The organism is Negadavirga shengliensis (assembly GCF_042652345.1).
Taxonomy (GTDB): Bacteria; Bacteroidota; Bacteroidia; order Cytophagales; family Cyclobacteriaceae; genus Negadavirga; species Negadavirga shengliensis.
Genome location: NZ_JBHSJJ010000007.1, coordinates 156,040 through 169,685 on the forward strand (window position 1 = coordinate 156,040; position 13,646 = coordinate 169,685).

Annotated in this window: 8 protein-coding genes; 2 read left to right on the forward strand and 6 right to left on the reverse strand. The window is 45.1% G+C overall.

Annotation, left to right across the window (positions count from 1 at the left end; genetic code table 11):
• Window positions 1-132: 132 nt before the first annotated feature.
• Window positions 133-1,323 (reverse strand): hypothetical protein, encoded by a 1,191-nt coding sequence (locus tag ACFPFU_RS13750; RefSeq protein ID WP_377065341.1) that lies wholly within the window; start codon window positions 1,321-1,323, stop codon window positions 133-135.
• Window positions 1,324-1,363: 40 nt separating this feature from the next.
• Complete coding sequence (locus ACFPFU_RS13755) at window positions 1,364-4,474, reverse strand: efflux RND transporter permease subunit (RefSeq protein ID WP_377065342.1); 3,111 nt, start codon at window positions 4,472-4,474, stop codon at window positions 1,364-1,366.
• A 313-nt stretch (window positions 4,475-4,787) separates the two neighbouring features.
• Between ACFPFU_RS13755 and ACFPFU_RS13760 the strand changes: the two genes are divergently transcribed.
• Both ACFPFU_RS13760 and ACFPFU_RS13765 read left to right on the forward strand, forming a co-directional pair.
• Entirely contained in the window at window positions 4,788-5,921 is a 1,134-nt protein-coding gene (locus ACFPFU_RS13760; RefSeq protein ID WP_377065343.1) for a helix-turn-helix domain-containing protein, read from the forward strand.
• A gap of 73 nt (window positions 5,922-5,994) precedes the next feature.
• Window positions 5,995-8,904, forward strand: coding sequence for a M1 family metallopeptidase (locus tag ACFPFU_RS13765; RefSeq protein WP_377065344.1), 2,910 nt, complete (start codon window positions 5,995-5,997; stop codon window positions 8,902-8,904).
• Window positions 8,905-9,015: 111 nt separating this feature from the next.
• On the opposite strand, the gene rny is transcribed toward ACFPFU_RS13765, so the two are convergent.
• The 4 genes from rny to pheT form a co-directional block, all read right to left on the reverse strand.
• On the reverse strand, window positions 9,016-10,581 hold the full coding sequence (gene rny / locus ACFPFU_RS13770; RefSeq protein WP_377065345.1) for a ribonuclease Y: 1,566 nt from the start codon (window positions 10,579-10,581) through the stop codon (window positions 9,016-9,018).
• Window positions 10,582-10,650: 69 nt separating this feature from the next.
• Window positions 10,651-10,935 (reverse strand): cell division protein ZapA, encoded by a 285-nt coding sequence (locus tag ACFPFU_RS13775; protein WP_377065346.1) that lies wholly within the window; start codon window positions 10,933-10,935, stop codon window positions 10,651-10,653.
• Between the two features lies 1 nt (window position 10,936).
• Complete coding sequence (locus ACFPFU_RS13780) at window positions 10,937-11,221, reverse strand: hypothetical protein (protein ID WP_377065347.1); 285 nt, start codon at window positions 11,219-11,221, stop codon at window positions 10,937-10,939.
• 2 nt (window positions 11,222-11,223) lie between these two features.
• Window positions 11,224-13,635, reverse strand: a complete 2,412-nt coding sequence (pheT, locus tag ACFPFU_RS13785) for a phenylalanine--tRNA ligase subunit beta (protein ID WP_377065348.1) — start codon at window positions 13,633-13,635, stop codon at window positions 11,224-11,226.
• Window positions 13,636-13,646 lie beyond the last annotated feature (11 nt).

A 13,646-nucleotide genomic window follows, 5' to 3' on the forward strand; every position in this document is an offset into this window, starting at 1 on the left:
AGAAGATCTGACACTTAGAGTACAAAAACACCTCCTGCAAAACCATAGGTATCGGTAATTTCCATGGTGATGCTTTCCAATGATTTTATGGACTGTAACTTGGATATTCTCCCAAACTCCCTTGCTTTTATCCTACTTCCTGATCCTTATCTTGTAGAAAACATTGTAATCCCTCTCTGTGGCCGGATCAACATTATCGTTGACGTACAGGAATCCCTTCTCATCGGTAAAATCCAGCCTTCCCGGCACCGGGAATTTATCCAAAACACCTATTTGTTCGCCATTCTCCACTACCAAAAAATAAGTTTTGATATATTGGGCTTCTGCTTCTTTGTATTCTGGCATGTTGTAGTACTGTTCTGATTGTGCCCGAAGTTGTTTGACCACATCCACCGGTATCCTGGTATGGAATCCTACCAATATTTTTTCCCCACAATACCTCAACTCAGTAAAAGACGGGTAATCGGAAAAATACTCACGGGAACCGGCCTCTATTTGGGGGGCCTCCGCCGGGCGATACGGGTGGGTCAGGTTTACCTGGTGCTTCATGACGGGCTGTTCCGCCGAAAAATCATAAACAAACAGTTCGTTGCCCATCACCGGCAGAACTGCCATTTCTCCCTTACTTTTATGGTACGCCACCATAGGATGACTCGCCCCTACAAAGCGTTCATTTCTTCTGGGACCCCAACTTTCAGGATAAGTCTCCAGCAATTCATGTTCCTCGTTATCCAGTCGGTACCTATATAGTGTCTTCACCTTTTCGTAAAAACCTGCACCCAATTCTGTTCCGCTGATCTCTTTTGGGTTATAAAGATTTTGTTCCTCTCCTATCATATAGGGTACACCATCTTTGACATAGGGATTAAAGGTAGTCCTAAATGTGTAGACAGTCATCGCAAAAACCCCCAAATTATTAGGCGGGATGACTTTTTCCTTTTTGCCTCTCATATCATAAAGATGAAACCCATTGAAAAGCCCCTGAGCCACCCACCTGTTCTTATCCAAAAACCGGTAGCCAAAAGCACCGCTTGAGCCCAGACCATCCGGTCCTTCGTTCAAGACCTCAAATATTTTCACGATATCCCCTTTGTTGTTTACCAAATAAGGCTTCCGGGATTTGGTACCGCGCAGCAAAAAAAGACCCTCCTCTTCCATAAAATCGTCCATCACCAATGGACTGAATTCGTCCACGACCAAACTATCCACCAACTCCAGCGCTATCTTGGACAGGGGCCCCTTGTCCTCTTCTTTATCGTTCGATTTACAGGCATAAAATGCCATGGTTATCACTACAGCACCGGCAAACAGGAATCTATTCATCTTTAATCAGGTTAAAATCAACCTCAATAACAACGTATGATCAGCGTGGTAGTTTGCTTTTTTTCCATAAAAAAACCGGCAGGGCCAAAAAGACCCCCACCATGCTGAACATCAGGCCCCCAATCGTTCCAATGGCAAGGGAAAACCAGAAAATCTCATTTTGCCCCTCCATAACGAAGGGGATCAATCCAAAACAAGTGGAAAGTATGGTCAGCAAAATCGGGGTGGCTTTCCCTGCCACTGCTTTCAGCACATTCCTATTATAAGTTCCTGTCCGGCGGTTATTAAGGTCGTTGACGATGAAGATGGCGGCATTCACAGCCAAGCCGCCTAACATCACAAAAGCGGCATACCCTCCCTGATCAAAATAAAAATCAAAAAGGGAAAAAATCAAAAACAGGCCGATGAAGGAAATGGGAATAATGAAGATGATGTACAAAGGTTGTTTGAAGTTCTCAAAAAGGATCGAGCAGATAAAAAATATACCCACAATAAGAACCAATAAAAGACTGTACTGCCTCTTGGCCCTGTTGAAATCCCAGGAGTAAGTCTGCTTGGAAGCGCTGTAACCGATGGGCATGGTCGCCTTCATCTCATCCAACACCTGATCCAGAAACTCCCCGCCAAACTTGGCTGACCCCATATATTCAAAAGAGACCATCCGGATATACTGCCTGTTCTCTTTGTGTAAGGCATTGGTGGTGGTTTCCTTTTGAAGGTTGCCAAAACCGGCCACCTTGAAGATCTTGTCCTCTCCGGAAATCAAACTGGCATTTTCAAGGTCAAATTTGGAAAAACGGTCCGCATTCTTCTCACGGATGACCACGCCGTAGCGCTTTTCATCCACATTCAGAAACAGGGAAGCGTTCTGGTGTTTGGACACATCGTTGAGGGCGTTTACCACTTGATACTGATTGGCTCCATTCAAGGATAGTTTAGCCTGATCAAGACGCAACACGTACTCATCGGTTTTTTGCTCATTATAACTCAGCCGCTCGTTGGTATTGACCTCCTGAATCCTGCGGTGCTCCAACAGTTTTGCAGCCAGGATTTCGGCCTGTTTTTCCAGTTCCGTAAAGTTATAACCTCTTAGTTCGGCTCTGAAGGAAGGTATCCCCTCTCCCCCGGGGCCCGTAAAAAAACCCTGGCCCACCCCGTAGATGGTCCACCTTACCCCGCTCCAGTCTGTCGATTTCATGGCCAGCTTCCCCTTCAGCTGATAAGGCAAAGCCGATTTTTCATAGGCTTCCTTGAAGGTAATTTCTATGCTGGCCGACTGCCCTGATCTTACGGTAGTGACAAATTTGTCCACGCCCTCCACACCCTTCAGATACGCCTCAAACTCCCTGATGATGAAATCCATCTGCTCGAGCGTATTTCCAAAAGGCAGCCTCGCGTTGACATACAGACGGGTACGCTCGGCCTCCCGGTAAGAGGATTTTTCAAAAACCCCTCTTACAAACATCCGCATGGATCCCCCTAAAGCCTTGTCGACATACGGCCTTATCTCCTCCTGGTAATAGGTGCTTCCAATGGTTTGGTTGTACCACTCCTTCCCTTCCCATTTTGAAGGCAAATAAAATACCGGCAGGCCAAACAAAAGCAACAGGGCGAATATAAACACCTTCCTATAGTTGGCTGTAAAAGCTATGGTTTTATGGAAAAGACCAAAGGCCTTGGCCCGCCTTTTAAGCTGGCCAAAACCCAATTTTCTTCCCTCCACCGCTCTTTCCCCAAAAAGCAGGCGGTACATGGCAGGGGTAAAAAACAAAGCCACCAATAAGGATACTCCCAGCATGACCGCCACCACAACCGAAAACTCGCCCAGGTTTTTTCTGTCTTCCTCCGGCAGCAAAAAAACCATCAACAAAGCAGCTATAGTCGTCAGGGAAGCGGCAAGCAATGCCAGGAAAACCTTCCTGTTTTTGTGCTTGTGCAGGTGGTCAATCATGATGATGGCATTGTCCACGATCAACCCAAAAGAGATCGTCAGCCCAGCCAGTGAATACAGGTGAATATCTACCCGCAACATATAGAGAATGATGGCAGTGATGCTGATGTTTACGACAATCCCTAAAAACAGCGTGACAAGATAACGGAGGTTTCTGTTCATTATAAAAATAAACAAAACCAGTATGACCACAGACAGGCCGGAGCGTTTATAAATCTTTTTTAATTCAGTTTCCAGAAACAAGGTATCATCATATTCAAGACGTACGTCAAATCCGGCAGGCAATAGCTCCCGGCTGTCTTCCACCTTTTTTTTAATCGTCTTGGCCAGTAAAACCTTGTTGACGCCCTCCCGGTTGAAAATCGTCAAGGTAACGGAATTATTGCCGTTGATCCGGTAATAACTTTCCGCTTCAGCCTCTTCCAGGGTCAGGTCGGCCACATCCCTCAGATAGATATCCTTCCCTTCAATTCTTCCTATCAAAAGATTCTCCAGTTGATCCAACGCGTTCAGGGACCTGTCAACCTCCAGAAAAAGGGACTCACCGGAAACATTCATCACCAAGCCGGGATAGTTTTTCCCAAAAGCGCTGTTAAGTCTCGACTCCAAAACCGAACGGGACAATTTGAGCGCCTGTAATTTTTTGATGTCATACGTCACAAAAAGGCGAAGGTCATTCGCTCCCCTCACCTGCATTTCCTCTATCTCCTCAATCCGGGTCAGGGCAGAGCGGAGTACGTCTTCCGTTATTTTCTTGATCTCGAAAGAGGCGAAAGGCCCATTGATGCTATAAGTAAGAATAGGGGTTTTCTCATTGACATTGCGTTGTGCCGATTGGGTGACATTGGGGTAACTGACCTTTTGGTCAAGCGAGGGGTATACCTGGCGGACCAGTGACGCCACTTCAAACTTTTTATATTCTATATCCGTGTGCTTGTCAAAACGCAGTTGTATCTCTCCCCTGTCATAATTGGATACAGAGGTTATTTTTTTTAATTCGGCCAGTTGGGAAAACGCTCCTTCAAGTGGTGAAGTGGCCAGTTTCTCCACCAATTCCGGAGAAGCACTGGAAACACCATAGGAAATATTCAGCACGGGCTCCCGCTCCCTTGGATTCAGATCCACGGAGAGTTTGGGTATCAGGGCAAAGCCAATGATCGCGACCACAAAAAAAGCGATGACCAAACGAAAAGGTGTCATGGTTCAAAGATATAAGTAAGCGTTATAAATATTTTCATGCCACTGCATGTCATTCAATATATCGTAGAAATAAAAAGCCACATGGGGTAATTTGATGTTGCGCGTGGCAAACAATCTCCCTCCTTTGTACCTGAAGTCAATATCCAAATGTTCCTTCGGTGTTTTCCTGCCCTCTTATCAGTATCTGTTAAAACTAAAAAAATAATTTGGTATTCAAAAACATCCTTTTGTTTTTTTATATTTGTAATCAATGATGTCTGCTGATGCTCAAAGCCCTCATGTAATACCCGGGCAACCTTAATGTTCCGCCATCATGAAATTGAACTTGGATATTTTCAGTCTTCTTGTATTGCTCGGGGCCTGTCAGGGATTGGTTTTCAGTTTGTTTTTATTTTTTTCAAAACAGGAAAACCTGAGAGGAAAAAATTACCTGGGGTTTTTCATGCTGATTCTGGCCTATAATGGCTTTGAAACCTTGAGCTGGAGTTCTGGAATCAATGATCCCTACATAGACCTGTTTTTCAACTGTTTTCATTTTATGTTGATATTTGGATTGGGGCCAAGTCTATACCTCTATATAAAAAGCATTGTCCATCAGAATAAGATTCCTTCCACCGATGTGCGTATTTATTTTCTGCCGCTTATCATACGCGTTGTCATGCGGATTTCCCTTATTATTTATGCTCTTTTATGGGGTGAGGGCACCGGGTGGCTGAGCCCCATGGATCTGGACGGGTGGGATGTAATCATAGCCGAACCTTTAAGTGTGCTGGTGTTTTGCTTTTATCTGGGCCTGACCTTTAGGGAACTGCATCTCCATTGCCCGGTATTGAACCGCAACCGGGAAGAAATAAATGCCAAATGGTTAAAACTATTCCTGAAAGGGTGTGCGGTTTTTTGTGTGACCTGGGTTGTCACCGTGCTGTCCCCCATGGTTTTTGATATTGAATATGGCCCTCATTTCTATGCCATAGAAATCCTGCTTGTATTTTTCATTTATTGGATAGCCCTGGCAAGCTATTATAGGACAAAGGTCATCTATGTCAATTTCCAAAAACCTGCTTCTTCCTATTTAAACAACCTATCTTCCGAAGATATGTTGTTGTACACCAACCGGATAGAGCATGCCATGAAAAAGGACAAACTGTATCTGGATGCGACCCTTAACGTAAAGAAGCTGGCGGAACACACGCAGATCACTCCTAAAATGATCTCTGCTGTTTTAAATGGTCATTTGAAACAGAGTTTTAATGAGTTCGTCAACACCTACAGGATTGAAGAGGTCAAAAGACGGCTGCTTGAGCCCCAAAACGGTCACCTCACCATTTCGGGAATTGCCTTTGAGTCAGGCTTCAACTCACAGGCTACTTTTCAACGGTCTTTTAAAAACCACACCGGCATGTCGCCCAAGGCGTACATCGCCAGCCGGGCACAAATTTCCGTTTAAAATATTACTCAAATCCTGATTTGAGTAGATTATTACCATCTATTTTACTGTATTGCTCCCAAATTTCAAGACCATGAGCACTACCTGGCAAACAAAGGCATTCGCAACCATTCTGTTCTATACGGTGGCAATTCCTTCATTATTGGCCCAACAAACCCACCGCACCATCACAGGAAGAATCATCGACGCGGAAACTTTCACTCCTGTTCCCTATGCCAATGTAGGAATAGCAGGCACAAGCACCGGCACGGTTTCTAACGGAGAAGGTGCTTTTATTATTAAAGTACCCGAAAAACTGCAACAGGACAGCCTGATGGTTTCTTTTATAGGCTATCAAACATTTACCCAACCTATTTCGGACATCAAAGAAGGCCCCCTCTCCATATCTTTAAAGCCTGCTACAGTTGTACTGGACGAAGTGTTGGTAGAAGCACAGCGGAAAAGTGCGGTGGAAATCATTAAAGAAGCCATTGCTGCTATCCCCTCCAATTATGATACCGCTGCTACTCAATATAGAGCTTTTTACCGTGAGGAGACCACATTGGAAGATCAGGAAGTTACCTTTATCGAATCCGTATTGGAAGTTGACAGACCCTCCTACGTCAGTAAAGAACTGGACGACCAGATCACCACAGTCAAAGAAAGGAGGAAAAATCTGGACCATTCGGCAGATCCCATGCTATATCACGTCCTTCGCTTACAGGGCGGTGCCAAATACACCATAAGAAGCGGAGATTTTATAAGATTCTATAAAAAGCCTCACAAGCACAGTATGCTTAACGAGAAGAATTTAAAAGACTATGAGTTCCATCTCAACAGAATTATCTCAGACGGTCAAAAAGATATGTATGAAATAGAAATTTCTCCCAAGCACAATAAAAAAGCATATGTTCAGGGTAAGATGTATTTGGAAACCCAGTCATTGGCTTTCGTGAGGTGGGAACTCGAATCGACACAAAAAGGGATCGATTTGGAAAACAGCAGGAATGCGCTGCAGAAAAAAATAGGAACAATGGTAACAAAAGCCAGCCTGAAACTATCTTATTTCAAGGAAGTCATCAACTTCGACAACCACAATCACAAATGGTATGTAAGGGATGTCCAGCGGGATTTCGAAGGCTTGGTCAACAGCAGAAGCAGAAACATGAAAAACAACTTGTGGAAAACCAATCTATTCCTGACTGTCACCGATATATATAGCAGCAATGATAAACTGGCACATATGGATCGTATCTATACCGGGGAGCATTCTGGCAAACACTTTTCTGATGATGAGCTTTTCTGGGAGAATTTTAATGTCATCCATCCCACTTCCTCCAGTATATCCGGTGAATTTACAGTTTATACAGATACTACTTCCACTTTTTCCGGAAATGCAGTCCATCAGCCACATACGCCAGTTTCAAACAGACAAAACGGGTTCACCCGGGCAGATTCCCTGCGCGGACAACTGACCCCATTACGTACCTGTTATGATGTCACTTTTTATGATCTGGATGTTGAGGTGTACATTGACGACCGATTCATCAGCGGCAGCAACAAGATCAGGTTTCTTGTAACTGAACCTTTTAAAAATATGCAAGTGGATCTTTATGCCAATATGGAAATCCACAAAATCCTCTATGGGAACACAGAACTGGATTATACCAGAGAATTCAACGCTGTTTTTATTGAATTCCCCAATCCGCTAAAACAAGGTACCGAGGAAGAAATCACTGTTTTTTATTCAGGTAAACCCAAAGAACCCAATAAGGATATCTCCATGGATGGTGGTTTTATGTGGGAAAAGGACGAAGAAGGTAACCCATGGGTTCAGGTAGTGTGCCAGGGCTCAGGCGCCAGCTTGTGGTGGCCCAACAAGGACCATTTATCAGATGAGCCGGACAGTGCAAGGATAGCTGTAACTGTACCAAAGGGGCTTATGAATATTTCTAACGGCAGGCTTCGCAAAACTACCGAGTTACCGGGTAATCTGACCCGCTACGAATGGTATGTCACCTACCCCATCAATAATTACAATGTGACCTTGAATATTGGTAAATATATGCATTTACAGGACCTTCATATCACTGATGATACCCTTACCCTCGATTATTATGTCATGCCATATAACCTGGAAAAAGGAAAAATCATATTTGATGGTGTAAAACCTATGCTGGCTGTCTTAGAAAGCCATTATGGCAAATATCCTTTTCCGAGGGATGGATTTAAGTTAATGGAGTCCCTCTATCCCATGGAACATCAAAGTGCGGTGAGCTTTGGCAAAATTCCGGAACATGAGGTAAAAGAGCCATTGGAAGCGCCAATGGGATTGGTTTGGCATGAAGTGGCGCACGAGTGGTGGGGAAATAATGTAAGCTGTAAGGACATGGCCGATATGTGGTTCCATGAAGCTTTTGCCACTTATTCCGAAAGACTGTATATGATGGATTTATTTGGAGAAGAGGGGGAGGCGGGCTTTATCCAAGATTTGCCGGATCAGGTGATTGGGAGAGAACCCATTATTGGGGTGCGCGATGTCAACCATATCCATTATGATATCGGGGATATGTACGGCAAAGGTGCTCTGGTATTGCATACTTTTAGGAATGTGTTGGATAATGATGAACTCTGGTTAGCGCTGCAGTCGGGCATCCAATGTGATTTTCGTTACCAGACAATAACAACAGACGATTTGGTGAATTATATCAATATCAAAACCAAAGCTGATTATACTTATTTTTTTGATCAGTACTTAAAACATGCCGGATTGCCCAAGCTCATCCTTAAACTGGAAGAAAAAAACCATTCATTGGTGGTGAACTATAAGTGGGAAGCTGATGTGGATAATTTCAGCATGCCCATCCGAATCACTACCTTCTCCGGTACTTTTGGATGGATCCATCCCACCACGGATTGGCAAGATATCCGTTTGGAAGAAATGTCTTATGAAGATTTTGAAGTGGATCAGCAAAGCTTTCTGATAGAGGTAGAAGAATTATGATCGAAGGACGGACAACCACCACCACCTTTTCCGGCACTTTCCAACGAGGTGGCCAGAATAAAAAAAACTCCCCATCCAAAGAACAGGGAGTCTTTTTCAGAACAGATTCTTCTATTTGGCGTAGTTCACCGCCCGCATTTCCCGGATCACCGTGATCTTGATTTGTCCGGGGTACTGCATTTCCTTCTCTATCTTCTGGGAAATATCAAAGGAAAGCTTACCTGCCGTGGTATCATCCACATTATCGGCATCCACCAGCACCCTGAGTTCGCGGCCGGCCTGCATGGCAAAACACTTGTTGACCCCATCAAAGCTCAGAGCCAGGTCTTCCAGATCCTTCAGGCGCTTGATGTAGCTGTCCATAATCTCCCTTCTTGCTCCGGGTCTTGAGCCCGAAATGGCATCACACGCCTGCACAATGGGAGAAAGCATGGAGGTCATTTCTATTTCATCGTGGTGGGCACCGATGGCGTTGATGACCTCGGGATGCTCCTTGTATTTCTTCGCCAGCTCCATACCCAGAATGGCGTGGGGAAGTTCCGCTTCTTCGGGATAAACCTTGCCGATATCATGCAGCAATCCGGCCCGTTTGGCCAGCTTGGCATTGAACCCCATTTCAGCAGCCATGGTGGCACAAAGCTTGGCCACTTCCCTGGAATGCTGCAAGAGGTTTTGGCCATAAGAAGAACGGAAACGCAGCCTGCCCACCATCTTGATCAACTCGGGATGCAAGCCGTGAATGCCAAGATCGATACAGGTTCTTTCCCCTATTTCTATGATTTCCTCATCGATGTTTTTCTCGGTCTTCGCCACGACCTCCTCTATGCGTGCGGGGTGTATACGGCCGTCCTGCACCAATCTGTGAAGCGCCAAACGGGCCACCTCTCTTCTGATGGGATCAAAACCGGATATGATAATCGCCTCCGGGGTATCATCAACCACGATTTCCACACCCGTAGCGGCTTCAAGCGCCCTGATATTCCTTCCTTCCCTGCCAATGATCTTGCCTTTGACATCATCGCTTTCAATGTTGAATACGGAAACGCAGTTTTCAATAGCATGCTCAGTCGCCGTTCGCTGTATGGTGTCCAAAACAATTTTTTTGGCTTGCTTAGTGGCACTGAGCTTGGCTTGGTCCAGAATGTCCTTGATATGGGAAGATGCCCTCGTGGTCGCCTCATCCTTGAGCATTTCTATCAGCTGTTCTCTGGCTTCTTCCCGGGTAAGCAAGGCAACCTTTTCCAGATCAGTGATCCGCTGCTGGGTCACTTTATCCAGCTCCTCCTTTTTCACCTGCACCACATGCAACTGGGCACTGAGGTTTTCTTTTTTACTGTCCAGCTCTGCCTCTTTGCGTTTCAGCTGTTCCATTTCTTTGGAAAGGAGCTGTTCCCGCTGCTTCAGCTTATTTTCGTTGGTGATGAGGATATTCTTTTTTTTCCCTACTTCTTCCTCAAAATCGGACTTGAGCCTGAGATACTTTTCCTTTGCTTCTAATATCTTATCCTTTTTGATGCCCTCTGCGGTGATTTCCGCTTCCCTGACAATGCTTTTGGCTTTCTCTTTGGCCTCTGTCTCTATTTTCTTACTGTTGTTTTTGATGAATAAACCCGCCAATATGGCGCCCAGCACTATGCCGACGGCGCCGGCCAAGATGATGTATAATGAAATTCCCATAGATATATTTAGTTTATCTACCGGAAAAAAAGTTCCTCTGGAAATGAGCCGTCAAATAACTATACGCATTTACAATAATGATGTCAATCGGTCATTGATCTGTTGGATGGTGTGCTTCACCTGTTCACTTCCCTCAGCGTTTGTCTCACTTAATTCCATGGTTTCCACCATACAATCAAAGGCTACCATGGCAAGCAGGTCCTGTCTGTCATCCAGACCAAATTCCTCCCTGTATCTCTTGATTTTGTCATTGATAAGTTTTCCTGCCCGTCTGATTCTGGCCTCGTCCTCCGCCTTCACTTTCATAGGATATTCCCTATCTCCTATTTTTATTTTGATTGAAAGTGTCTCCATTTTATTCAGACAAGTAGGTAATTATCTTATCGATTTCTTTTATATAGTTATCAATTCTTCCTCTCAATTCAGCAGACTCTTTATTTTCTACCGGTATGTTTCTTACAATTTTACTAATTTTAATTTGATTTTTAAAATGTTCGAGTGCTTCTTCCTTTTCCCGCATCCGCTCCTCATAACTTAACAGCTGATTTTTAAGAGCCGTATTCTCCTGTTCCAGCAGCCGCACCTTGCGGGCAACCTGCTCAGCGAGCTTTTCCAATCGTTGAAGTTCTTCGAACACCATAGTTATTTCCGGATCAGGGCACCTATCTCTTTTTCAAAAGCCTGCATTAATTTGTTCATGGTTTTGTCAATGACCTTATCGGTGAGGGTCTGTTGATTGTCCTGAAGATAAAAACTCATCGCATAGGCCTTCTTACCCGCATCGATTTTATCCCCCTTGTAAACATCAAAGACATTGATCCGCTTTAAAAGCTTTCCTCCTGTCTTAAGAGACAGCCGGCGGATGCGGTCAAAAGTAACCGATTTATCAATGACCAGGGATAAATCCCTTCTGACTTCCGGAAACTTGGAAATCTCCATGAACCTGTCAAGTCCTCCCGCCATGCCGGCCAATAAACTCCAATTGAATTCCGCAAAATAAACTTCCTGCTTCACGCCGGCCAGCGCCGCTGTTTTTTCACGCAAAAGCCCTATTTTTCCAATTTCATGATGATTGATATACATTACCAAGGCGTGGTCAAAAGGAGCAGCTTCCACGATTTCCACTTCAGTCTGCTCGAGGTTCAACTTCGTCAATAAACTTTCCGCCACGGCGTACAGATCAGGAAACCCAACGGGCCTTGTCTCCTGAAGCCAGCTCTCCTGGGTCAAATTGCCGCTTATAAATAAGGAAAGTCTTTTTGCTTCTTCATACCCGTTCTCTGTTTTGGCATAAACCGAGCCAAATTCGAAAAACCTAAGGTCTTTCTGTCTTCTGTTGATATTGTAAGCCAATACTTCCAGTCCTGCAAACAAAAGGGTTTGACGGAGTACCCCAAGATCTTCGCTCAGCTTGTTCAAAATCTCCACGTCTCTATCCCGGTCCAAGTACCCTGACTTCTCCGTATAGAAGGGCTTGGTAAGGGAATTGGTCAGGATTTCCTGGAACCCCTGGGCGGCAAGCAATTCGGAAACCCTGTATTGAAGCTTGTTTTCATCCTTTTCGGGATGCTCTGCCAGATAATCCGACTGGTAAGTTTCCTGGAGTTTGATTGCTTCAAACCCATATATCCGCAGAATTTCTTCTATAACATCTGCCTCGCGGGTCACATCCACCCTGTACGGTTTCACTTTTGCCGTAAATCCATTTTCGCTTTCATCTTCCACAGCTATTTCCAAAGCCTCCAGGATTTTTCTGATTTCCTGCCGGTCGATTTTTTTTCCAATCAACCTGTCCACATGCTGGTATTTTACGGGAACAGAAAAATCCTCAACCGGATCGGGATAAACATCTGTGATAGGCGATGAAACCTTTCCACCAGCTATTTCACAGATAAGCATTGCCGCTCTTTTCAAGGCGAAAACCGGCATATTGGGGTCCGTGCCCCGCTCAAACCGGAAAGAGGCATCTGTTTTTATGCCATGATGCTGCCCTCCCTTCCGGATAATATCCGGGGAAAAACAGGCACTTTCCAAAAATATAGCAGTGGTCCCGTCACTTACCCCCGAATCCAACCCTCCAAGGATCCCTGCCATACAAAGCCCTTCCCTGGCATCGCAAATCATAAGTTCTTCACCGGTGAGTTTTCGTTCTTTTCCATCCAGCGTAATGAAAGAGGCCCCTTGGGGCATGCGTTTGACAATGATTTCTCCCCCTTTGATCCTGTCCAGATCAAAGGCATGCAAAGGCTGGCCAAGATCATGAAGAACAAAATTGGTGATGTCCACCACATTGTTAATGGGTTCCAAATCCAGCGCGCGGAGGTAATCCTGCAGCCATTTTGGTGAAGGAGCTATTTTTAACCCGGTGATGGTCAGGCCGGCGTACCGGGGACAATCCTGACTGCTTTCCACACTTACTTTGATGCCCTTGTCATGGTTATCCACTTTGAAACCGGATACATCCGGAAGGCTGAGTTCTCCATTAAGAAGTGCCTTCAGGTCCCTGGCCACCCCCAAATGGGAAGCCGCATCAGCTCTGTTCGGAGTCAGGCCTATCTCCAGCACATCCGATTTCACAACTTCGAAATAGCGGTTGGCAGGTGTGCCATTGGGAAGCTGGGTATCCAGCACCAGAATACCATCATGGCTTTCTCCCAATCCCAATTCATCTTCGGCGCAGATCATTCCTTGGGAAACCTCCCCTCTGATCTTGGCTTTTTTTATTACAAAGGCACTCCCGTTGTTTCCATACAAAGCTGTCCCTACCAAAGCAACAGGGACTTTTTGGCCTTCGGCTACGTTGGGCGCTCCGCAGACTATGGGAAGCACATCATGGCCTACATCCACCTTGGTGAGACTGAGATTGTCTGCATTGGGATGGGGGACACAACTGACGACCTCGCCTATCACGATGCCCTCAAGACTCCCCTTTACGGATTCAAAAGTAGAAATCCCCTCCACCTCCAGCCCGGAAGCTGTGAGTAAATCGGCAATTTCTTCTGAAGAATGGTCAAATGGTATATAATCTTTAAGTCTGTTTATTGAAATTTTCATTTTTCCGGTTT

Excerpts from the sequence above, each read along its gene's own strand:
- ACFPFU_RS13755 (WP_377065342.1), bottom strand. The coding sequence starts at position 4,474 with ATGACACCTTTTCGTTTGGTCATCGCTTTTTTTGTGGTCGCGATCATT.
- ACFPFU_RS13780 (WP_377065347.1), bottom strand. The coding sequence starts at position 11,221 with ATGGTGTTCGAAGAACTTCAACGATTGGAAAAGCTCGCTGAGCAGGTT.
- ACFPFU_RS13750 (WP_377065341.1), bottom strand. The coding sequence starts at position 1,323 with ATGAATAGATTCCTGTTTGCCGGTGCTGTAGTGATAACCATGGCATTT.
- rny (WP_377065345.1), bottom strand. The coding sequence starts at position 10,581 with ATGGGAATTTCATTATACATCATCTTGGCCGGCGCCGTCGGCATAGTG.
- pheT (WP_377065348.1), bottom strand. The coding sequence starts at position 13,635 with ATGAAAATTTCAATAAACAGACTTAAAGATTATATACCATTTGACCAT.
- ACFPFU_RS13775 (WP_377065346.1), bottom strand. The coding sequence starts at position 10,935 with ATGGAGACACTTTCAATCAAAATAAAAATAGGAGATAGGGAATATCCT.
- ACFPFU_RS13765 (WP_377065344.1), top strand. The coding sequence starts at position 5,995 with ATGAGCACTACCTGGCAAACAAAGGCATTCGCAACCATTCTGTTCTAT.
- ACFPFU_RS13760 (WP_377065343.1), top strand. The coding sequence starts at position 4,788 with ATGAAATTGAACTTGGATATTTTCAGTCTTCTTGTATTGCTCGGGGCC.